This window comes from Spirillospora sp. NPDC047279, from assembly GCF_040643285.1.
Taxonomy (GTDB): Bacteria; Actinomycetota; Actinomycetes; order Streptosporangiales; family Streptosporangiaceae; genus Spirillospora.
Genome location: NZ_JBEYUA010000020.1, coordinates 117,915 through 141,897 on the forward strand (window position 1 = coordinate 117,915; position 23,983 = coordinate 141,897).

At 73.9% G+C, this 23,983-nt stretch carries 7 protein-coding genes; all 7 read right to left on the reverse strand.

Going from position 1 to position 23,983, the window contains the following annotated elements:
• Positions 1-44: 44 nt before the first annotated feature.
• Positions 45-1,037, reverse strand: coding sequence for an ABC transporter ATP-binding protein (locus ABZ810_RS39060; RefSeq protein WP_358411955.1), 993 nt, complete (start codon positions 1,035-1,037; stop codon positions 45-47).
• 153 nt (positions 1,038-1,190) lie between these two features.
• Positions 1,191-1,931: an alpha/beta fold hydrolase gene (locus ABZ810_RS39065; RefSeq protein ID WP_358411956.1), complete on the reverse strand. Its 741-nt coding sequence runs from the start codon at positions 1,929-1,931 to the stop codon at positions 1,191-1,193.
• Positions 1,928-2,557, reverse strand: a complete 630-nt coding sequence (locus ABZ810_RS39070) for a GNAT family N-acetyltransferase (protein ID WP_358411957.1) — start codon at positions 2,555-2,557, stop codon at positions 1,928-1,930. Before ABZ810_RS39070 ends, ABZ810_RS39065 begins: the two co-directional genes overlap by 4 nt.
• On the reverse strand, positions 2,550-2,759 hold the full coding sequence (locus tag ABZ810_RS39075; protein WP_358411958.1) for an MbtH family protein: 210 nt from the start codon (positions 2,757-2,759) through the stop codon (positions 2,550-2,552). Before ABZ810_RS39075 ends, ABZ810_RS39070 begins: the two co-directional genes overlap by 8 nt.
• A 15-nt stretch (positions 2,760-2,774) precedes the next feature.
• Positions 2,775-6,734, reverse strand: coding sequence for an amino acid adenylation domain-containing protein (locus ABZ810_RS39080; protein ID WP_358411959.1), 3,960 nt, complete (start codon positions 6,732-6,734; stop codon positions 2,775-2,777).
• Positions 6,731-14,383: an amino acid adenylation domain-containing protein gene (locus ABZ810_RS39085; protein WP_358411960.1), complete on the reverse strand. Its 7,653-nt coding sequence runs from the start codon at positions 14,381-14,383 to the stop codon at positions 6,731-6,733. Before ABZ810_RS39085 ends, ABZ810_RS39080 begins: the two co-directional genes overlap by 4 nt.
• Positions 14,380-23,922 (reverse strand): amino acid adenylation domain-containing protein, encoded by a 9,543-nt coding sequence (locus tag ABZ810_RS39090; RefSeq protein ID WP_358411961.1) that lies wholly within the window; start codon positions 23,920-23,922, stop codon positions 14,380-14,382. The genes ABZ810_RS39085 and ABZ810_RS39090 overlap by 4 nt, the downstream gene beginning before the upstream one ends.
• Positions 23,923-23,983 lie beyond the last annotated feature (61 nt).

The window sequence follows — 23,983 nt, forward strand, 5'->3', positions numbered from 1 at the left end:
TCGTGCCGCAGGCCGGTGACAGGAGGGTGAAGTGATCACCCGGCTCACTGCGGCCGCTGGCGGGACCGCGACAGGGCGTCCCAGTCGTTCAGCCAGTTGCGCCCCTGGTCGTCGATGAACGACCCGGGCGGCGGTTTGGTGTTGTGCGCCCGCAGCCACTCCCCCGGCCGCCGCATCGAGGGGCGCATGCGCCCGTCGCTGGGCATCAGCTGCGGCGGGATGGGCGCGGGCATGGCCTGCGGGACGTGGCCCTCGCTCTCCACCTCCGCCTGGTCCTTCTCCTCGGCCATGCCGATGGGGCCCTGGCGGCGGGCGTTGAAGAACTGGTTCACCGCCGGGTGCGTGCTCGACAGGATCATCTCGCGCGGCCCGAACATCACCAGCCCGCGCCGGAACAGCAGCCCGAGGTTGTCGGGCAGCACCCGGGCGGTGCCGATGTCGTGCGTGACGATGAGGAACGTGGCGCCCATCTCGGTGTTGAGGTCGACGAACAGCTGGTTGAGGTAGGCGGTGCGCACCGGGTCGAGACCCGAGTCGGGCTCGTCGGCCAGGATGATCTCGGGGTCCAGCACCAGCGCGCGGGCGAGCCCGGCGCGCTTCTTCATGCCGCCGGAGATCTCGCCGGGGAGCTTGGCCTCGGCGCCGGAGAGCCCGACCATCTCCATCTTCTCCAGCACGATCCTGCGGATCTCCGACTCGCCCTTGCGGGTGTGCTCGCGCAGCGGGAAGGCGATGTTGTCGTAGATGTTCATGGAGCCGAACAGGGCGCCGTCCTGGAAGAGCACGCCGAACTTGCGGCGCATGTCGTACAGCTCGCTCTCCCGCAGGCGCGGCACGTCGCCGCCGCCGACGAAGACGTGACCCCGGTCGGGGCGGAGCAGCCCCACGAGGTTCTTGAGGAAGACCGACTTGCCGGTGCCGGAGGGCCCCAGCAGCGCGGAGATCTCACCGGCGGGGATCGTGAAGCTCACGTCCTCCCAGATGACCTGCCGCCCGAACGACTTCTTGAGCCCTTCCACCCGGATCTCGACGCCCATGGCCACTCCCAGTCGGGGCGTCCGGGGCGGGGTTGTCCGCGACTTCCAGCCGGTCCCCCACCACTTTCGACTGTACGTCGATCTCCAGGCGGCGGGGAGACCCCGATCAGCGACCGGTGTCGGACAGCGTGTCCAGCGGGCGGCGTGCGGCGGTCAGGGCCCGGCGGGCACCTCGAGGGTGCGCATGACCTCCGACAACACCGCGGGCTGCCGCGGCACCAGGTAGAAGTGGTCGCCCTCCAGGACGCGCAGCGCGAACCGGCCGTCGGTCAGCTCGCCCCACCGCGCCGCCTGCGCCTCGTTCACGTGCGGGTCGTCGGCACCGATGATCGCGGTCACCGGGACGCCGAGGCGGGGGCCGCCCGGCCGGTGCGCGTACTCCTCGATGAGCGTGAAGTCGTTGCGGACGTAGGGCAGCACCAGCTCGCGCAGCTCGGGCTCCCGGAGCGCCTCGGCGTCGGTGCCGCCGAGCTTCACCAGCTCGGCCACCAGCGCCTCGTCGTCCCTGCCGGCGACCTTGTCGTCACCGCGGTCGTGCGGCGGGCGCGCGCCGGAGGCGAACACGTGGACGGGCGGGGCGCCGCGCTCCTGGAGCAGCACGGCCACCTCGTACGCCAGCACGGCGCCCATGCTGTGCCCGAACAGCGCGACCGGCCGGTCGAGCAGCGGCGCCATCGCGCCCGCGATCAGCCGGGCGAGCTGGTGGGCCTCGGTCACGAACGGGTCGGCCATCCGGTCGGCCCGGCCGGGGTACTGGACGGCGTGCAGCTCGACCGCCGGGCTGATCTCCTTGGCCCACGACCGGTAGAAGACCGCCGAGCCGCCCGCGTGCGGCAGGCAGAACAGCCGCATCGAAGCCCAGGGCCGCGTTTCGGCACAGCGGAACCAGGTCACGAGATCAACTCCTGCTCGTCCAGAATGCGCGGGTTCAACCGAGGATCGTCGGGCAGTGGCCACGGCGCAACCCGAGGGTCGGGGACGAGCTTGGCCGCGGTCTTCTCGGCGGCCACCTTGAAGCCCCGGGCCCGGTAGTTGCCCAGCGCGTTCGGGTGGTCGAGCGTGCTGGTCCGCAACCACACCCGGGTCGCCGGGCCGGTGCGCTCGGCCCACGTCTCCCCCCGCAGCCACGCCCGGCGCACGCACTGCTCGACGAGATGGCCACCGTGCCCATGGCCGACGAAGGCCGGGGTGAGCCCCACCAGATGGATCTCGGTGTCGCCGCCGGGCTGCGCCTCGATCTCGAAGAACCCCGCGATCGTGCCCTCCGCCATCGCCAGCCACGTGCCGAGCTCGGGCCGGTCGACCCAGGCCCACCAGTCCTCGTGCGTCCACGGGAACCGGTCGGTCCAGCAGACCCGGGCGCCGACCGCGGCGTAGAGGGCACGGCTGACGTCGGCCGAGGCGACCGCGGCCCGGGTGAACGTCATCTCGACGCCCGCCGCCGGCGCGGGCCGCAGGTCGGCCGGATCGAGCATCTCCATCGTCCACTCGGTGACGGCGGGGAGCTCGATATCAGCCACCCATCGCCTCGATGAGGCTCTTCGGGCGCATGTCGGTCCAGTTCTCGTTGACGTGGTCCAGGCACGCCTGCCGGGTGTCCTCGGTCTTGGCGACCGTCCAGCCCGCGGGCACCTCGGCGAACGACGGCCACAACGAGTGCTGGCCCTCGTCGTTGACCAGCACCACATAGGTGCCGTCGGCGTCCTCGAAGGGGTTGGTCATCTCGGGGGTACCTCTCTATCGGTGGATCTTGTCGAGGGTGGCGGCCAGGACGGCGCCGATCTCGGCGGCCGGCTCCGGCTCCATGAGGAAGTGGTGGTCGACGTCCAGGTGGTGGTCCTCGATCTGGCCGTCGACCAGCGGTCCCCAGTTGGACGGCCCGGTCGGCATCCGGTCGGTGCGCCCCTTCGTGGCGGTGAAGAAGACCACGTCGCCGCGGTAGGGCCCGGGACGGTACTCCTCGGCGCGGTGGAGCCCGTTCTCGTAGTTGCGGTAGACGTTGACCAGGTCGTCCTCGCCGAGCGTGGACAGCGAGTCCTCGCGCTCGGCCAGCACCGCCATGATCTGTTCCAGGTCCGGGTTCCCGTCGGCGGACACCATCGTGGCGTCGATGCCGATCGACTCCAGCAGCTCGGGCAGGATCTCGCGCTTCTCCGACTCCAGTTCCTGGGTGTGGAAGGCGTCGATGAGGCCGAGCAGCCCGACCTCCTCGCCCGCGGCCTGGAGGCGGCACGCCATCTCGTAGGCGATGAGCCCGCCGAGCGACCAGCCCGCCAGGTGGTACGGCCCGTGCGGCGCGACCTTGCGGATCTCCGCCAGGTAGTCCTCGGCCATCTCCCCGACCGAGCCGGGCAGCTCCGCGCGGGTGAACGCGCTCGCCTGGAGCCCGTACATCGGCTGGTCGGGGTGCAGGTGCCGCTGGAGCTGGAGGTAGCTCCATGCCAGCCCGCCCGCCGGGTGCACGAAGAAGACCGGCGGCCGCGAACCCGTGGTGCGGATCGGCAGCAGCACCTCGACCCCGAGCCGCTCCTCGTCGCCGAGCCGGGTGAGGGCCTCGACGGTCTGGTGGGTGAACACGTCGCGCGGCGCCAGTTCCAGGCCCGCCTGCCGGGCGCGGGTGACGAGCTTGATCGCGGCGATGCTGTCGCCGCCGAGGTCGAAGAAGCTGACGTCGGCGCCCACCCGCTCGACCTCGAGCACCTGGGCGAACAGCCCGCAGAGCAGCTCCTCCTCGGGCGTCTCCGGGTCGCGTCCCACCGCGCCTCCGGCGTAGTCGGGCGCGGGCAGGGCGTTCCGGTCGAGCTTGCCGTTCGGGTTGGTCGGGAACGTCTCCAGCGCGACGAACGCGGCGGGCACCATGTACTCCGGCAGCCGGGAGGAGACCCACCGGCGCAGCTCGTCGGCCGAGGGCGCGACGACGGCCGTACCGGCGGGGCCGGCGGGGCCGACCGTGCCGACCACGTAGGCGGCCAGGCGCTTGACTCCCGGGCTGTCCTCGCGGGCGACGACCGCGACGTTGGAGACCCCGGGGTGCGCGGCGAGGGCCGCCTCGATCTCGCCGAGCTCGACGCGGAAACCGCGGATCTTCACCTGGAAGTCGGCGCGGTCGACGTACTCCAGCTGCCCGTCGGCCCGCCACCGGACCAGGTCGCCGGTCCGGTACATGCGCTCGCCGGGCGGGCCGAACGGGTCGGCGACGTACCGTTCGGCGGTGAGGCCCGGCCGTTCCAGATAGCCCCGGCCGAGACCGGCGCCCGCGATGTAGGCCTCGCCGGTGACGCCGGGCGGCACCGGCCGCAGCCCCTCGTCCAGGACGTACAGCCGCATGTCGTCGATCGGGCGGCCGAGGATCGGGACGCGGTCGCCGCCGGCGAGCGGAGCGCGCATGCCGACCAATGTGGTGTACGTGGTGGCCTCGGTGGGCCCGTACACGTGACCGACCTCGGTGTCCGGGCAGGCCGCGAGGACCTTGCGCATCGCCGCCGGGGAGCCGGACTCGCCGCCGGTGAGGACCTCCCGGAGCCCGGCGAACGTCTCCGGGCGCTCCTCGGCGACCAGGTTGAACAGCGTGGTCGTGATGAAGATCCCGGTGACGTCCTCGGCGTTGATGATCTTTTCGAGGGCGGCGGCGTCGAGCTGACCCGGCGGCGCCACCACGACGGTGCCGCCGGCCAGCAGCGGCACCCACATCTCGTACGTGGACGCGTCGAAGGCGTGCGGCGAGTGCACCAGCACCCGGTCGTGCCCGCCGTCGCGCATGGCCGCGTCGCGGGCCAGGTCGACGGTGTCGCGGTGCCGCAGCATGACGCCCTTGGGCAGCCCGGTCGAGCCCGAGGTGAACAGGACGAACGCGAGCTGTTCGGGGTGGGCGGCGACGCCGGGGGGCGTGCTGGGCTGGGCGGCGGTCTCGGGGTCGTCGTCCACGACGACCACCCGCGCCGCGCCCTCCAGCTCGGCGACGCGGTCCTTCATCGGCGTGTTGACCAGCAGGACGGGCGCGCCGACCTCGGCCACCGCCCACGCCATGCGGTCGGCCGGGTAGGCGTGGTGGATCGGGGCGTACGCGCCGCCGGCCTTGAGGGTCGCGAGGGAGGCCACGACGCTGTCGGCGGACCGTTCGAGGAGCATCGCGACCGGCGTCTCGGGCCCCACGCCGAGCGCGACGAGCCGGTGCGCGAGCCGGTTGGCGCGGGCGTCCAGCTCGGCGTAGGTGATCGACTCGCCGTTCCAGCGGATCGCGACGGCGTCCGGGGCCTCCCGGACCCGGTCCTCGAAGGAGCCGGTGATGGTCACCGGCCGTCCCGGCTCGCCGGGACGGCCGGTGACCGGTCCCTGCCACTCGCGCAGGACCTTGCCGGCCTCGTCGTCGGTGAGGACGTCGATGCGCGCGAGCGGCACGTCGGGCCGGTGCGCGATCGCGGTGAACACGCGGTCCAGCCGTCCGGCCAGGCGTTCGGCGTCCTCCCGGCTGTAGAGGTCGGTCCGGTGGTCCAGCCGCAGCGACAGCTCGCGTCCCGGCACGGCCGCCAGCGCCAGCGGGTAGTGGCTGGCGTCGTAGCCGTCGACGTCCTTGAGCGTGAGCCCGCCCAGGTCGGTGCCCGCGGCGTCGGGGTCGAACGGGTAGTTCTCCAGCACGGTCATGGTGTCGAAGAGCGTGCCGGCGGGGGTGAACCGCTGGATGTCGGCGAGGCCGAGGTGGTGGTGGGGCATCAGGTCGGCCTGCTCGCCCTGGAGCCGGGTGAGCGCCGCGGCGACCGTGTCGGACGGCCGCACCCGCACCCGGATCGGCAGGGTGTTGATGAACAGCCCGATCATCTGCTCGACGCCCGGCAGCTCGGCCGGGCGGCCGGAGACGGCGGCGCCGAACACCACGTCGGTGCGGCCGGTGAGCCGGCCGAGGAGCGTGCCCCACGCCAGCTGCATCACGGTGTTGAGCGTGACGCCCTGGGCCCGCGCCCGCGCGTTGAGGTCGGCGGTCAGCCGCTCGCTCAGCCGCCACCGCACCCGGCCCGGCTCGGCCGGCTCCGCCGCGCCCGCCTCGGGCGCCACGAACGTGGGCTCCTCCACCCCGGCCAGCGCGCGCCGCCACGCGTCCTCGGCGGCGCCGCGGTCCTGCCCGGCCAGCCATGCCAGGTAGTTCTTGTACGGGGCGACGCGCGGCATCCCGGTGTCGTCGCCGCCCGCGAGGTAGAGCGCGAACAGTTCGGTCTGGAGCACCGGCGTGGACCAGCCGTCCAGCAGGATGTGGTGGTTGGTGAACACCATCCGGTGCCGGTCCGCGGCCATCTTGACCAGCGTGAAGCGCAGCAGCGGCGGCTTGGCCATGTCGAACGGCGTCACCCGCTCGCGGTCGGCGACCGCCGTGGCCGCGGCGGCCCGTTCGGCCTCCGGCAGCCCGGTCAGGTCGACGTCCTCCCAGGGCAGCCGCACCTGCCGCTGCACGATCTGGACGGGCGTGCCCTCCTTGCGCTGCCGGAACCCGGCGCGCAGGTTGGCGTGCCGCCGCAGCAGGGTCGCGGCGGCCGCCCTGAGCGCCGCCACGTCGAGCGGCCCCTCCAGCTCGAAGCTCACCTGCGCGGTGTAGACGTCCTGGCCGGTGTCGTGCAGCGCGTGGAAGAACAGGCCCTGCTGGAGGGGCGACAGCGGCAGGATGTCCTCCAGCTGAGACCGCTTCTGCTGCTGCGCCGGTGTCGTCACTCCTGCTCCCATTCTCCGTCGAGCTCCGCGGCCAGCTCGTCGATCTCGTCCTGGCCGACCTCCACCAGGGACAGGTCCGAGGGGGTGAACCCGCCGACCGGGCCGTGGTCGCCGCCCTCCACGACGTGGGCGACCAGGCCGCGCAGCGCCGCGGACCAGCGGTCGGCCAGGGCGCGGATCTCGTCCTCGCCGAACAGCTCGCCGGCCCAGGTCCAGGTGGCGGTCAGCTCGGGACCGCCGGGCAGGTCGCGGGTGTGCGCGTTGACCTCGACGGCGTGCACCAGCCCGAGGCCGTCGTGCTGGCCGCCGGCGAGCGCGGCGTCCTCGGCCGGTCCGGCGGGCGACCAGTCGGCCGCCTCGGGCGCCGCGGTGCGGCCGAGGTAGTTGAAGGCGACCTGCGGGACCGGGCCGGCGGCGAGCACGTCGCGGGTGCCCGGGTTGAGGTGGCGCAGCAGGCCGTACCCGACGCCGTTGTCCGGGATCTCCCGCAGCTGCTCCTTGACCAGCTTGAGCGCCGTGCCGACGGCCTGGCCGCCCTCGGCGACCTCGGCCCAGTCGATCGGGCCCGGGTCGAGCCGGACGGGGAAGATCGAGGTGAACCAGCCCGCGGTGCGCGACAGGTCCACGCCGGGGATGATCTCCTCCCGGCCGTGCCCCTCCAGGTCGACGAGCACCGCCGGGTCGTCGGCGCGGCCGCGTTCGCGCCGCCATTCGGCGACCGCCAGGGCGAGGCCGGTCAGCAGCACGTCGTTGACGCGCCCGTGGAACGCGGCCGGCACGTCGGTGAGCAGCGGCCCGGTGACGTCGGCGGGCAGGACGGCGGTGAGGTGGCGCGCGGTGCCGAACGTGTCGGCGGCGGGGTCGAGCGGGCGGGCGCCGAGCAGCGGGTCGGGGGTGGCCTGGATGTCGGTCCACAGCGGCAGCTCGGCGGCGCGGGCCGGCTCGGACGCCTCGGCGACGAGCCTCTGCGCCCACCGGCGGAACGAGGTGCCGACCGGCTGGAGGTCGCCGCCCGCCCAGGCGGTGACCAGGTCGGGCAGCAGGATGCGCCAGGAGACGCCGTCCACCACCAGGTGGTGCAGCGTGAGCAGGAGGCGGCCGGACGCGGCGGGGCCCGCGTCGAACCAGACGAGCCGCGCCATGACCCCCGCGGCAGGGTCGAGGTGGTCGCGGGCCGCGCGGGACTCGGCGGCGAGGACGTCGTGCAGCGCCTCGGTGCCGAGTCCCCGGACGTCCACGCGCCGGACGAGCGGCGCCGCGTCGACCGTGCCGGGCTCGGTGATCTCGAACCCGTCGCCGTCCGCGCGCAGCCGCACCATGTCGTGGTGGTCGAGCACCGCTTGCAGGGCCGAGGCCAGCCGTTCCTCGCCGAGGTCCGGCGGGACCTGGAGCAGCACGCGCTGGCTGTAGCCGTCCACGGGGCCCTGGAGGCCGCGGAACCACCGCATGATCGGCGTGGCCGGGACGGGTCCGATGCCCGCGCCGGGCGGCTCGGTCTCGACGGCCTCGGTGACCGGCTGGGCGATGGCGGCGAGTTCCTGGACGGTCTGGTGCTGGAAGACGTCGCGGGGTGAGATCACCAGGCCGGACCGGCGGGCCCGGGAGACCAGCTGGATCGCGATGATCGAGTCGCCGCCGAGGTCGAAGAACCCATCGTCGACGCCGACGCGTTCCAGGCCGAGCACCTCGGCGAACAGGGCCGCGAGCGTCTCCTCGTCGGCCGTGCGCGGGGCGCGGCTGGAGACGTTCGCGCCGAAGTCGGGATCGGGCAGGGCCCTGCGGTCGAGCTTGCCGTTGGACGTCAGCGGCAGCGCGTCCAGCCGGACGACCGTCGCGGGGATCATGTGGTCGGGCAGCGTCCGGCCCGCGAAGCGGCGCAGCTCGGCCGGGTCGAGGTCCTCCCCCGCCGCGTACGCGACGAGCCGGTCGTCGCGGACCACCGCGACCGCGTCGGTGACCGAGCCGTGCCGCACGAGGGCGGCGGCGACCTCACCGAGCTCGATGCGGAAGCCGCGCAGCTGGACCTGCTGGTCGGCGCGCCCCAGGTATTCCAGGCGCCCGTCCTTGAGCCAGCGCCCGAGGTCGCCGGTGCGGTACATGCGGGTGCCGGGCTCGCCGTACGGGTCGGCGACGAAACGTTCGGAGGTGAGGGCGGCGCGGTTGAGGTAGCCGCGCGCCAGGCCCGCGCCCGCCACGTACATCTCGCCGGCCACGCCGGGCGGCACCGGCTGGAGGCGGCCGTCCAGGACGTACACCTTGAGGTCGGGGATGCCGACGCCGATGACGCTGCCCGGGTACTCGCGGTCGTCCACCTCGACGTGGGAGACGTGCACGGTGGTCTCGGTGATCCCGTACATGTTGACCAGCGCCGGGGCGTGCCAGCCGCGCAGCCGGGCGGGCTCCAGCGCCTCCCCACCGAAGATCACATAGCGGACCGCCAGGTCGTCGCGCTCGTACGGCATCAGCTGGTAGAACGCCGACGGCGTCTGGTTGAGGACCGTGACCTTCTCGGCTGCCAGCAGCTCCGCGAACTCCTCCGGCGAACGGCTGGTCAGGTACGGGACCACGACGAGACGGCCGCCGTACAGCAGCGAGCCCCACAACTCCCACACCGTGAAGTCGAACGCGTAGGAGTGGAAGAGCGTCCACACGTCGCCGGGGCCGAAGTCGAACCACCGCTCGGTCGAGCGCAGGAGGCGGACCACGTTCTGGTGCGGAACCACGACGCCCTTGGGGCGACCGGTCGAGCCCGAGGTGTAGATCACGTACGCCGGATGATCCGGCGAGATCTCCACCCCCAGGTCGGAGCCCTCATAACCGTCCGGCACCTCGACCGAGTCGAGAATGAGGGACGGCGCGGCGTCCTCCAGCATGAAGGCGATGCGGTCGGCCGGGTAATCAGGGTCGATCGGCACGTACGCCGCGCCCGCCTTCAGCACGGCCAGCACCGCCACGACCAGGTCGGCCGACCGCGGCAGCTTCAGCGCCACGAACTGCTCGGGCCCGACCCCCTGCGCCACCAGGTGCCGCGCCAGACGATTGGCCCTCGCGTTCACCTCCCCGTACGTCCAGGACACACCCTCGAACGTCACCGCCGGCGCGTCCGGGCGCAGCACCGCCTGCGCCTCGAACAGCACCGGAATCGTCGTCCGCTCGGCCGGGGCACCGCCGCCGCCCGCCCACTTGCGCAGGATCGTGCGGCGTTCGGACCGGTCGAGGATCTCGGCGGTGCCGATCGGCTCGTCGGGCGCGTCCACCAGCTCGCGCAGCAGCCGTTCGAAGCGGCCCGCGATCGACTCGGCCGTCGCCGGGTCGAACAGGTCCAGCGCGTACTCCAGCCCGGCGTCGATGCCGCCGGGAGCGCCGTCGTCGCCGTGCCGTTCCTCCAGGTAGAGGGACAGGTCGTACTTGGCGGCCCCCGCGTGGAGCGGCTCGGCGCCGCCGCTGAGGCCGTCCAGCTCCAGCCTGGCCTCGGGGTTGTTCTGGAAGGTGAGGGCGACCTGGAAGAGCGGGTGCCGCGCCATCGACCGGGCCGGGCTCAGCACGTCCACCAGCCGCTCGAACGGCAGGTCCTGGTGGGCGTACGCGGCCAGGTCGGTCTCCTTCACCCGGGCGATCAGCTCGCGGAACGAGGGGTCGCCGGAGGTGTCGGTGCGCAGCACGAGCATGTTGACGAACATGCCGACCAGGTCGTCCAGCGCCTCGTCCGTGCGGCCCGCGATCGGCGAGCCGATCGGCACGTCCGTGCCGGCGCCCAGCCGGGTCAGCAGCGCCGCGTACGCCGCCTGCGTCACCATGAACAGGCTGGCGCCGCTCTCCCGGGCGATCTTCAGCAGGCCCGCGTGCAGGCCGGCGTCGAGCGTGAAGGCGAACGTGGCGCCCCGGTGCGAGGCCTCCGCCGGGCGCGGCCGGTCGGCCGGCAGCTCCAGCTGGTCGGGCAGCCCGGCCAGGGCGCCCTTCCAGTACGCGATCTGCCGCGAGACCAGGCTCTCCGGGTCGTCCTCGGACCCGAACAGCTCCTGCTGCCACAACGTGTAGTCCGCGTACTGCACCGGCAGCGGCGCCCAGTCCGGCGCCGAGCCCTCGCGGCGCGCCGCGTACGCCAGGATGACGTCCCGCGCGAGCGGCGCCATCGACCAGCCGTCCGCCGCGATGTGGTGCAGGACGAGCAGCAGCACGTGCTCGTCGCCGCCCAGGTGGAACAGCCGGGCGCGCAGCGGCGGCTCGACCGACAGGTCGAAGCCCTGGCCGGCGAACGCGGCGAGCGCGGCCGGCAATCGGGCCTCGGTCGTCTCGGTCACGGTGAGCCGGGGACGGGCCTCGGCCGGGTCCAGGACCAGCTGCCGGGCGACGCCCGAGCTGTCCGGGAAGATCGTGCGCAGCGACTCGTGCCGCGCCGTCACGTCGCCGAGCGCGGCCTGGAGCGCGTCGTGGTCGACGGCCCCGACGAGCCGCAGCGCGGCCGGCATCAGGAACGTGGCGGACGCGCCCTCGAACCGGTTGAGGAACCACAACCGCTGCTGCGCGTACGACAGCGGGATCACCTCGGGGCGCACGGCGGCGCGCGACGGCGACGGCCGGACGTCGCCGGACGCCTCGGCGAGCCGTTCGGCCAGGCCCGCCACGGTCGGCGCCTCGAACAGCGCCCGCACCGGAAGCTCCACGCCCAGCGCCGACCGCACCCTGCCGACCAGCCGGGTCGCGATCAGCGAGTCGCCGCCGAGCGCGAAGAACCCGTCGTCCACGCCGACCCGGGCCACGCCGAGCACCTCGGCGAACAGGCCCGCGAGGATCTCCTCGCGGGGCGAGCGCGGCGCGCGGCTGACCGAGGCGGCGGCGTCCGGGACCGGCAGCGCGGCCCGGTCCAGCTTGCCGTTCACGGTCAGCGGCAGCGTGTCGAGGACGGTGAACGACGGGACCATGTAGTCGGGCAGCCGCTCGGCCGCGTACCGCCGCAGCGCCGCGACGTCCACGGTGCCCGCGGTGCCCGCGGTGCCCACGACGTAGGCGGCCAGGCGCCGCTCCCCCGGCGCGTCCTCGCGCACCACCACGGCCGCCCGCGCGACGCCCTCGAACGCGGCGACGACGTTCTCGATCTCGCCGGGCTCCACCCGGAACCCGCGGATCTTCACCTGGTCGTCGACGCGGCCCAGGTATTCGATCGTTCCCTCCGGCGACCACCGCACCAGGTCGCCGGTCCGGTACATCCGCTCGCCGGGCGCGCCGAACGGGTCGGCCACGAACCGTTCGGCGGTCAGCCCGGGACGCTCGAAGTAGCCGCGCGCCAGCTGCGCGCCCGCCAGGTAGAGCTCACCGGGCACGCCGGCCGGGACCGGCTGCAACGCCGCGTCCAGCACGTACGACCGGGTGTTGCGCTGCGGGCCGCCCACCGAGGGCCGCCCGGCGTCCGCCACGACCTGGTTCATCGTGTCGATCGTCGACTCGGTCGGCCCGTAGAAGTTGCGGACCGTCACCCCGTCCAGGCCGCGCAGCTCGTCCCACAACGTGTCGGGGACCGCCTCGCCGCCGAGCAGCAGCTGCGCCGGCCGGTGCCGGCCGTCCTCCTTCAGCAGCCCCGCCTCGCGCAGCGACAGGAAGTGCGACGGCGTGGTGTTGACCAGGTCGATCCGCGCCCGCGCGATGTACGCCGCGTACGCCTCGACGTCGCGCCGCGTCCCGTCGTCGATCAGGTGCAGCTCGTGGCCGTGCGCCATCCAGAGCAGGCCCATCCACGACGTGTCGAACGAGAACGACGCCAGGTGCGCGAACCGCATCCGCCGGCCGCCGGCCGCCGCGATCGCGGGCTCGAAGAACGCGTCACGGTGCGCCGCGTAGTAGTTGAGCAGCCCGGCGTGCGGAACGGCCACGCCCTTGGGACGCCCCGTCGAGCCCGACGTGTAGATCACGTACGCCGTGTTCGCCGCCGCCGCGGTCCGACGCGGGTCGCCCGCGGGCCCGTCCGGCACGTCCGGCACGTCCAGGGGCTCGCGGATCGTCACCGCGGGCCGGCAGTCGTCCAGCATGTACGCGACGCGGTCGGCCGGGTACTCCGGGTCGATCGGCACGTACGCCGCGCCCGCCTTGAGCACGCCCAGGATGGAGACCACGATCTCGGGCGTCCTCGGCAGCACCAGCGCGACGCGGTCCTCGGGGCCGATCCCCCGCGCGATCAGCTCGTGCGCGAGCCGGTTGGCCCGCTCGTTCAGCTCCGCGTACGTCAGCGACGCCTCGCCGCAGACGAGCGCCACCTCGTCCGGCGCCCGCGCGGCCCGTTCCTCGAACAGGTCGGCCACGGTCCCCGAGGGAGCCGCCTCCGCCGTGTCGTTCCACGCGGCCAGCCGCGCCCGCTCGTCCTCCCCGGCCAGCGCGACGGCGCCGATGGCCTGCCCGGAGTCCTCGGCGAACGCCTCCAGGAACCGCCTGACCCGCGCCAGCAGCGCCTCGACGAGCTCCTTCCCGTACACGTCCGGCCGGTAGTGCAGCCGCAGCGACAACCCGGGGCCGGGCGCCGCGACGAACGACAGCGGGAAGTGCGTCGCGTCGTAGGAGTCCGCGCCGACGATCCGCACGCCGTTCAGGGAGCCGTCCATCGACGCGGGGTCGAACGGGTAGTTCTCCAGCACGGTCATCGTGTCGAACAGCTGCCCGTGCCCGGCGGCCCGCTGGATGTCGGTCAGCCCGAGATGGTGGTGCGGCAGCAGTTCGGTCTGCTCGTCCTGCAGCCGTTCCATCAGCGACCCGAGCGGCTCCCCCTGCTCGTAGCGCACGCGCACCGGCAGCGTGTTGATGAAGAGCCCGATCATCTGCTCGATGCCGGGCAGCTCCGCGGGCCGACCCGACACCGTCGACCCGAACACCACGTCGTCGCTCCCGAGCAGCCGCCCGAGCGTCAGCCCCCACGCGCCCTGCAGCACGGTGCTCAGCGTCACCCCGTGCCGCCGCGCGGCCCGCTGCAGCCTCCTGGTCAGCCGCTCGTCCAGCTCGGTGATCGTCCGTTCCGGCAGCACGGGGGGCCGCCCCGCCGCCTCCGGCGCCACCAGGCTCGGCTCCGCGACGCCCTCCAGCGCCCGGCTCCACGCCGCCTCCGCCGCGCCCCGGTCCTGCTTGGCGAGCCAGGCCAGATATCCCTTGTACGGCGTGACGCGGGGGAACCCGTCGTCATGCCCGCCCTGCACGTACAGCAGGAACAGCTCGGTCGCCAGGATCGGCGTCGACCACCCGTCCAGCAGGATGTGGTGGTTGGTGAAGATCAGCCGATGCCGGAGTTCACCCAGCCGCACCAGCGTGAACCGCAGCAGCGGCGGCGCCGTCACGTCGAACCGGTGCGCCCGCTCCCGCGCCACGATCGCGTCCGCCTCGGCCTCGTCCGCCGCGTCGACCTCGTACCAGGGCAGCTCCACCCCGCGCGGGACGACCTGCACCGGCTTGGACAGCCCCTCGTTCCAGAACCCGGCCCGCAGGTTGGAGTGCCGCCGCAGCAGCGTGTCCGCCGCCGTCCGCAGCGCCGCCACGTCCAGCGGCCCGTCGAGGTCGAGGACGATCTGCGCCGTGTAGACGTCCCTCCCGTCCGCGTCGTACGTCGCGTGGAAGAAGAAGCCCTGCTGCAGCGGCGACAGCGGCAGAATGTCCTCGAGATCTCCCCGGTTCAAAGCTTGTTCCTCCAGGCGGACTGCAGTTGGTCGATCTCGCCCTGGTCGAGGTCGACGAGGAGGTCGGAGGGGGTGAACCCGCCGGCCGCCTCGGCGCCGGCACCGGCGACGTGCGCGACCAGGCCGCGCAGTGCCTCGAACCAGCTCGCGGCGAGGTCCTGCACGTCGTCGTCGGCGAGCAGCCCGTCCGGCCAGGTCCAGGTGGCGCTGAGCTCGGGGCCGCCGGCGAGGTCGCGGGTGATGGCGTTGATCTCCAGGACGTGGGCCATGGGCATGCGCGGGTCCTCGCCGGAGGGGAGGTCCTCGGTGGCCAGGCTCCAGTCGCCGTCCCCGCCGGGGTCGACGCGGCCGAGGTAGTTGAACGCGATCTGGGCGGGCGGGAGGTCGGCGAGCTCCTCGGCGGCGTCCTCGTTCAGGTGGCGCAGGAGGCCGTAGCCGATGCCGTTGTCGGGGATCTCGCGGAGCTGTTCCTTGATCTTCTTGAGGGCGGTGCCGACGGTGGGCGTGCCGCCGCGGACCTCGGCCCAGTCGATCGTGCCCGCGTCCAGGCGGACGGGGTGGATCGAGGTGAACCAGCCGGCGGTGCGGGCCAGGTCGACGCCGGGCACGACCTCCTCGCGGCCGTGGCCTTCGAGGTCGAGCAGCACGCCGGTGCCGCGCCCGCCGTGGTGCTTGCGCCACTGGGCCACGGCGAGGGTCAGCCCGGTGAGCAGGACGTCGTTGGCGCGGCCGTGGAACGCGGCGGGCACGTCGGTCAGCAGCGGTCCGGTGACGTCGGCGGGCAGGGTCAGGGTGACCGTGCGGGCGCGGGCGGCGATGTCGACCCGGGGGTCGAGGGCGCGGGACGCGAGGCGCTGGTCGGGGCCGTCCACGATGTCGAGCCAGGTGTCGAGGTCGCCGGTGCGGGCCGGGTCGGACGCGGCGGCGGTGAGGCGCTGCGCCCAGCGGCGGAACGAGGTGGCGACCGGCAGCGGGTCGCCGCCCGCCCAGGCCGTGACGAGGTCGGGCAGGAGGACTCGCCAGGTGACGCCGTCCACCACGAGGTGGTGCAGGACGACGAGGAGGCGGCCCTGGGCCTGGCCCGCGTCGAACCAGACGAGCTGCGCGGTGACGCCGGAGACCGGGTCGAGGCGGTCGCGGGCGGCGAGGGCGTGCTCGGTGACGAGGCCGCTGAGCTTGTCGCCTTCGAGGCCGGCGGCGTCGACGCGGGTGACGAGCCCGGTGGCGGGGACCGTCCCGGCGGGCCGGACCACCGGCTGCCAGTGGCCGCCGGTGACGTCGAGCCGGAGCCGCAGGACGTCGTGGTGGTCGAGGAGGGTCTGGAGCGCGGTCTCCAGCCGGTCCACGCCGAGGTCGGCGGGCGTGCGCAGGAGCGTCGACTGGTGGAAGCCGCGGATGAGGCCGGCGTCGCCGCCGACGCGGTCGCGCAGCCAGGCGATGATCGGGGTGATCGGGACCGGTCCGGTGCCGGTGCCGGGCGCCTCGACCTCGATCTCCTCGCCCTCGCCGACCGGGCGGGCGATGGATGCCAGCTCCTGGACGGTCTGGTGCTGGAAGACGTCGCGGGGTGAGATCACCAGGCCGGACTGGCGGGCCCGGGAGACCAGCTGGATGGCGATGATCGAGTCGCCGCCGAGGTCGAAGAACCCGTCGTCGACGCCGACGCGTTCCAGGCCGAGCACCTCGGCGAACAGGGCCGCGAGCGTCTCCTCGTCGGTGGTGGACGGCGCGCGGCCGGAGACGTTCGCGCCGAAGTCGGGGGCGGGCAGGGCCTTGCGGTCGAGCTTGCCGTTGACGGTGAGGGGCAGGGCTTCGAGCGGCACGACGGTCGCGGGGACCATGTGGGCGGGCAGCTTCAGGCCGGCGAAGGCGCGGAGCTCGCCGGAGTCGATCGTGGCTCCGGCGGCGGGGACGGCGTAGGCGACGAGCCGTTCGTCGCGGACGTCGACGGTGACGTCGGCGATCGAGCCGTGATGGGCCAGGACGGACTCGATCTCGCCGAGCTCGATGCGGAAGCCGCGCAGCTGGACCTGCTGGTCGGCGCGGCCCAGGTATTCCAGGCGCCCGTCCTTGAGCCGCCGCCCGAGGTCGCCGGTGCGGTACATGCGGGTGCCGGGGTCGCCGTAGGGGTCGGCGACGAAACGTTCGGAGGTGAGGGCGGCGCGGTCGAGGTAGCCGCGCGCCAGGCCCGCCCCGGAGACGTACAGCTCGCCGACGACGCCGGGGGCGACCGGGCGGAGGCGGTCGTCGAGGACGTAGAGGCGCAGGTCCGGGATGGCGACGCCGATGACGCTGCCGGGGTGGTCACGGTCCACTTCGACGTAGGAGACGTGCACGGTGGTCTCGGTGATCCCGTACATGTTGACCAGCGTCGGGGTGTGCCAGCCGCGCAGCCGGGCGGGTTCGAGGGCCTCCCCGCCGAAGATCACATAGCGGACCGCCAGGTCGTCGCGCTCGTACGGCATCAGCTGGTAGAACGCCGACGGAGTCTGGTTGAGGACCGTGACCTTCTCGGTCGCGAGGAGGGCGGCGAACTCCTCGGGCGAACGGCTGGTCAGGTACGGGACGACGACGAGACGGCCGCCGTACAGGAGGGAACCCCACAGCTCCCAGACCGTGAAGTCGAACGCGTAGGAGTGGAAGAGCGTCCACACGTCGCCGGGGCCGAAGTCGAACCACCGCTCGGTCGAGCGCAGGAGGCGGACCACGTTCTGGTGCGGGACGACGACGCCCTTGGGGCGACCGGTCGAGCCCGAGGTGTAGATCACGTACGCCGGATGGTCCGGCGAGATCTCCACCCCGAGGTCGGAGCCGTCGTAACCGTCGGGGATCTCGACCGAGTCGAGGGTGAGGACGGGGGCGGCGTCCTCCAGCACGAGCGCGATGCGGTCGGCGGGGTAATCAGGGTCGATCGGCACGTACGCCGCGCCCGCCTTCAGCACGGCGAGGATCGCCACCACCAGGTCCGCGGTGCGGGGCAGCTTCAGCGCCACGAACTGCTCGGGCCCGACCCCCTGCGCCACCAGGTGCCGCGCGAGACGGTTGGCCCTCGCGTTCACCTCCCCGTACGTCCAGGACACACCCTCGAACGTCACCGCCGGCGCCTCCGGGCGCAGCACCGCCTGCGCCTCGAACAACGCCGGAATCGTCGTCCGCTCGGCCGGGGCACCGCCGCCGCCCGCCCACTCGGCGCGAAGGGCGGCGTGCTCGGCGGGGTCGAGGACGTCGATGTCGCCGATGCGGGCGGAGGGGTCGGTGAGCAGCGCGGTCAGGTAGCGCTCGAAGCGGGCGGCGAGCGTCGCGGCGGTGGCCGGGTCGTAGCGGTCGAGGGCGTACTCCAGCTCGCCGTCGAGCCCGTCCTCACGTTCGGTGAGGACCATGAGCAGGTCGAAGCGGGCGACCCCGGCGTGCAGCGGTTCGACCTCGGCGGTGAAGCCGGGCATCTCCAGCCTGGCCTCGGGGTTGTTCTGGAACGTCAGGCCGACCTGGAAGAGCGGGTGGCGGCCGAGGTGGCGCGGCGGGTTGATGACCTCGACGAGCCGCTCGAACGGCACGTCCTGGTGCGCGTACGCCGCCAGGTCGGTCTCGCGGACCCGTTCGACCAGGTCGCGGAAGACCGGGTCGCCGGAGGTGTCGGTCCGGAAGACGAGCATGTTGACGAACATGCCGACCAGGTCGTCCAGCGCCTCGTCGGTGCGGCCCGCGATCGGCGAGCCGATCGGCACGTCCGTGCCGGCGCCCAGCCGGGTCAGCAGCGCGGCGAACGCGGCCTGGGCGACCATGAACGGGCTGGCGCCGGCCTCGCGGGCGACGTTCAGCAGCGCGGCGTGCACGTCGGGGCCGAGCCGGAAGCGGTGGGTGCCGCCGCGGTAGGACGACTCGGCGGGCCGCGGCCGGTCGGCCGGGAGCTCCAGCTCCTCGGGCAGCCCGGCGAGGGCGTCCTTCCAGTACGCGATCTGCCGCGCGATGAGGCTCTCCGGGTCGTCCTCCGAGCCGAAGAGGTCCTGCTGCCACAGGGTGTAGTCGGCGTACTGGACGGGCAGCGGCGCCCACTGGGGGGCCGAGCCGGCGGCGCGCGCGGCGTACGCGGTGATCAGGTCGCGGGCGAGCGGCGCCTGCGACCAGCCGTCGCCGGCGACGTGGTGCATGAGCAGCAGCGCGACGTGCTCGTCCGGGCCGATCTCGAAGAGGTGGGCGCGCAGCGGCGGCTCGGCGGAGATGTCGAACGCGTAGCCCGCCGCCATGCCGAGCCGCGCCGGCAACTCGGCCGCGGTGGTGGCGGTGACCTGGAGTTCGGGCCGGGCCGCGGCCGGGTCGAGGACGAGCTGGCGGGGCACGCCGCCGCTGTCGGGCAGGATCGTGCGGAGCGTCTCGTGCCGGGTGACCAGGTCGCCGAGGGCCTCCTGGAGCGCCGCGGGGTCGAGGGCGCCGCGCACGCGCAGGGCCATCGGCATGTTGTAGGTGGCGGACGGCCCCTCGAACCGGTTGAGGAACCACAACCGCTGCTGCGCGTACGACGGCGGGACGGCGTCGGGGCGGTCGCGGCGCTCCAGCGCGGGACGGCCGGTGGCGCCGGCGTACTCGCCGAGCAGCCGCGCCAGCCCGGCGACGGTCGGCGCCTCGAAGAGGGCGCGGACGGGCAGCTCGACCTCGAGCACCCGGCGGACGCGGCTGACGACGCGCATGGCGATGAGCGAGTTGCCGCCGAGCTCGAAGAAGTCGTCGTCGACGCCGACGCGCGGGACGTCCAGCAGGTCGGCGACGACGGCGGCGATCGTCTCCTCGCGTTCGTCGCGCGGCGCGCGGTACGCGGTGGACGCGGACCCGGCGGCGGTCAGTTCGGGCCGGGGCAGGGCCTTGGTGTCGACCTTGCCGTTCGGGGTGAGCGGCAGCTGGTCGAGCACGACGACGGCCGACGGCACCATCGACTCGGGGAGGTTCTGCCGGACGTAGGCGCGCAGCTCCTCGGGTTCGAGGGACTGGCCGGGCGCCGCGACCACGTACGCGACGAGCTTCTTGGTGGCCGCCCCGGCCCCGGCGGAGGCCTCTGCCGGGCGGAGCTCCTCGACGCCGGGCAGGTCCAGGCCCGCCACGGTGACGGCGGCGTCGGCGGCGACCGCCCGCAGGACCCGGAGGTACCAGGCGGCGAAACGTTCGACGGTCGCGTGGTCGAACAGGTCCCGGGCGTACTCGATCGTCCCGGCCATGCCGTCGCGGCCGTCCAGGCGCTCCTCCAGGAGGAACTCCAGGTCGAACTTGGCGACGCCGGCGTCCACCGGCTCGACGGCCACGGTCAGGCCCGGCAGCTCGACCGACGGGCTGGGGTTGTTCTGCAGGGTGAGCATCACCTGGAACAGCGGGTGCCGGGCGAGCGACCGCGCCGGGTTGAGCGTGTCGACGACGCGCTCGAACGGCACGTCCTGGTGGGCGTAGGCGGCCAGGTCGGTCTCGCGCACCCGGGCGAGCAGCTCGGCGAACGCCGGGTCGCCGGAGGTGTCGGTGCGCAGGACGAGGCTGTTGACGAAGACGCCGACCAGGTCGTCCAGCGCCTCGTCGGTGCGGCCCGCGATCGGCGAGCCGATCGGCACGTCGGTCCCGCCGCCGAGCCGGGTGAGCAGCGCGGCCAGGGCGGCCTGGAGCACCATGAAAAGGCTGACCTGGTGACCGCGGGCCAGCGCGCCCAGGCCGTCGAGGAGCTCGCGCGGCACGTCGAAGGCGACCTGGCCGCCCCGGTACGAGGCGCGGTCGGGACGCGGCCGGTCGGTGGGCAGCGCCAGCTGGTCGGGCAGCCCGGCCAGGGCGTGCTTCCAGTGCGCGAGCTGGGCCTCGGCGAGGCCGTCCGGGCCGGTGCCGAGCAGCTCCCGCTGCCAGAGCGCGTAGTCGGCGTACTGCACCGGCAGCGGCGGCCAGTCCGGCGCGGCGCCGTCGCGGCGGGCCAGGTAGGCGGTGATGACGTCGCGCGCCAGCGGCGCCAGCGACCAGCCGTCGCCGGCGACGTGGTGCATGACCAGCAGCAGCACGTGCTCGTCGGCGGCCAGCCGGTAGAGGAAGGCCCGCAGCGGGAGTTCGGTGGCCAGGTCGAAGCCGCGGGTGGCGTCCATGAAGAGCCGCCCGTGCAGGTCGTCGGAGGCGGCGTCGGCGACGACCAGCTCCGGCGTCACCTCGCCCGCGTCCAGGATCCGCTGGTACGCCTCGCCGTCGGCCTCGCCGAACAGCGTGCGCAGCGACTCGTGCCGCGTGATCACGTCGTGCAGCGCCGCGCGCACGGCGTCGTGGTCGAGCACGCCGGTCAGCCGCAGCGGGATCGGCATGTTGTAGGTGGCGGTCGGGCCCTCGAGCCGGTTGAGGAACCACAGGCGTTCCTGCGCGTACGAGACCGGCAGCGGGTCGGGGCGCCCGCCGGCCTGGAGCGGCGGGCGGGCGGCGGCGCCGGTCGTGGCGGCGGCGACGTGCGCGGCGATCCCGGCGACGGTCGGCGACTCGAACAGCACCCGCATGGGCAGCTCGGCGTTCAGCGCGGCGCGGGCGCGCGACATCACCCGGGTCGCCTTGAGCGAGTCGCCGCCGAGGTCGAAGAAGCCGTCGTCGATGCCGACGGCGGGCAGGCCGAGCACCTCGGCGAAGATCCCGCAGAGGATCTCCTCGCGCGGGTCGCGCGGGCCGCGGCCCGCGCGGGCGGCGGTGAAGTCGGGCGCGGGGAGCGCGGCGCGGTCGAGCTTGCCGGCCGGGTTGAGCGGCAGCGCGTCGAGCTGGACGATCGCCGCGGGCAGCATGTACTCCGGCAGCGTCCGGGCCGCGAAGTCGCGCAGCTGCGCCGGGTCGAGCGCCATGCCGGGCGCGGCCGGGACGACGTAGCCGACCAGGACGGCGTCGCCGGCGGCGTCCGTGCGGGCGACGGCGACGCTCTGCCGGACGCCGGGATGCGCGGCGAACGCCGACTCGATCTCGCCCAGCTCGATGCGGAAGCCGCGCACCTTGACCTGGTGGTCGGCGCGACCCAGGTAGTCCAGGATGCCGTCGGCGTCCCAGCGCACCAGGTCGCCGGTGCGGTACATGCGGGCGCCGGGCTCGCCGTACGGGTCGGCCACGAACCGGTCGGCGGTCAGGCCGGGGCGCCCCAGGTAACCGCGGACCACGCCGGGGCCGCCGATGTAAAGCTCGCCGGGCACGCCCGCCGGGACGGGCCGGAGCCCCGCGTCCAGCACGTAGGCGCGCACGTTGGCCAGCGGGCGGCCGATCGGGGCCCGCGCCTCGGGGTTGCCGTCGTCGTACCAGCCGGTCACCACGACGGTCGTCTCGGTCGGCCCGTAGATGTTGGAGACCCGGGCGTCCGGCGCCTGCCGCCGCACCTCGCGCAGCAGCGGCGGGGGCAGCGCCTCGCCGCCCAGCGTGATGTGCTCGGCCTCGATCCGCACGCCCTCGCGGCCGATGACCGCCGAGGCCGCCGACGGCACGCCGCCGATGAACGCGCCGGACCAGCCGCCGCGCTCGCCGACCTCCAGCAGGTCCCGCAGGACCTCGATCTCGCCGCCGAGCGTCAGCGGCAGCAGCCACTCCTGCACCGACAGGTCGAAGTTGAGCGAGGTCGCGAACGCCACCCGCCGCAACGTCTCGGCGCCGAAGAACTCGACCACGCGGGTGCGGAAGGCGTTCATGTCGGCGTAGTTGACCGCGACGCCCTTGGGCCGGCCGGTGGAGCCGGAGGTGTAGATGACGTAGGAGAGGTTCCCGGGGAAGAGCGGCCGGACCCGGTCGGCGTCGGTGACGGCGCCGTCGTCGAGCGCGGCGAACGCCGGGTCGTCCCCGATCCGGTCGAGCTCCAGCCGCGGGACGCCGCCCGGCAGTTCGGAGCCGCTGGTGGTGATGAGGCACGCCGGCCCGGCGTCCTCCAGCATGTAGGCGATCCGGTCGGGCGGGTAGGTGAGGTCGATCGGCTGGTAGGCGGCGCCCGTCTTGAAGATGGCGGTGAGCGCGACGATCATGGCGGCGTCGCGCGGCAGGGCGACGGCGACCAGGTCCTCGGGGCCGACGCCGAGCTCGATCAGCCGCCGGGCGAGCCGGTTGGCGCGGGCGTCGAGCTCCCCGTAGGTGAGCGTCTCGGCGCCGTGGCGGACGGCCGGGGCGTCCGGCGCGGCGGCGGCGTGGCGCGCGAAGAGCTCGGGCCACAACGCGGTGGGACGCGGCGCGGCGGGCCCGTTCCAGGTCTCCAGGACGAGCCGCCGCTCGGCCTCGTCCATGATCTCGATGTCGCGCAGCGGCGTGGCCGGGTCGGCGGCGCCGAGCGCGGTCAGCAGCCGCATGTAACGGTCCTGGTGGGCGGCGACCTCGTCCTCGCCGTACAGGTCGGGGTGCGCCTCGAAGTCGACCCGCAGGCCGTTGCCGTCGAAGTTGTCGTAGATGTTGATCGACAGGTCCTCGACGGGACCGGTGGTGATGGCCTGCATGCGGGCGGGCGTGCCGGCGAAGTCGAGCCGGTAGTCGAACGCCATGATGTTGACCATCGGCCCGTAGGTGCGGCGCCGCTCCCCCAGCAGCTTCAGGTCGCGCAGCAGGTCCTCGCGGCGGTAACGCTGGTGCCGCAGCGCCCGCGCGGTGGACCGGGTGACGGTGCGGACCAGGTCCTCGACCGACATGTCCGGCCGGACCTCCACCCGCAGCGGCAGGATGTTGGAGGTCATCCCCGTGGTCTCCTGGGCCAGCGGGGTGGCGCGGCCGCTGACGGCCAGGCCGATGATGACGTCCTCGGTGCCGGTCATGCGCGCCATGTACGCGGCGGTCGCGGCCAGGGCGAGCGCCTGGGTGGCGGTGCGCAGCCGCCGCGCGCCCGCGGCGAGGTCGGCGGTGGCGTCCGGTGGCAGCGTCGTGATCCGGCTGATGGGCCAGGACGCCGGCGTGGTGGCCAGGTCGTCGGTCAGGCCGAGGGCGACCGGCTTGTCGGCGAACCGCTCGGTCCAGTAGGCGCGGTCGCGTTCGTACTTCTCCGAGGTGCGGTACTCGGCGTCCTCGGCGAGCAGGCTCCGGTACGAGCCGCGCTCGGCGGCCTCGTAGGTCCCGCCGCCGGCCAGGAGGGTGTAGACCTCGGCGGCGCGGCGGGCCACCACCGAGCCGGTGAACGCGTCGGCGACGATGTGGTGCGCCCGGATGAACCACCAGTGCAGCTCCGGCCCGAGCCGCAACCACGCGGTGACGTAGAGGCAGTCGCCGTCCAGCGGCAGCGGCTCGTGCATGCGCTCCCGCATCCACGCGCGCGCGGCCGCGCGCGGGTCCTTTTCTCCACTGAGGTCGGTGAGCGGAATCGTCGCCGTCGCGGCGCTGTCGAGGATCTGGTACGGAATGCCGTCACGCTCGACGACGCGCGCGTTCATCGATTCGACCTCGTGCGCCGCGATGGTGCACACCCGGTCGAACAACGCATGGTCGACCGGGCCCTCGATCTCGATGTACTGCGCGATGTGGACCGGCGTTTCCGGGTCCAGTTGCTGCGCGTACCAGACGCTCTGCTGAGCGGCGGAAAGAGGAACGTACTCAGTGGACGACATCGAGAGGCACTTTCCCGGTCTGCGGGGACATTTATAACGCCCGCGTCGAAGGGCGGATCCC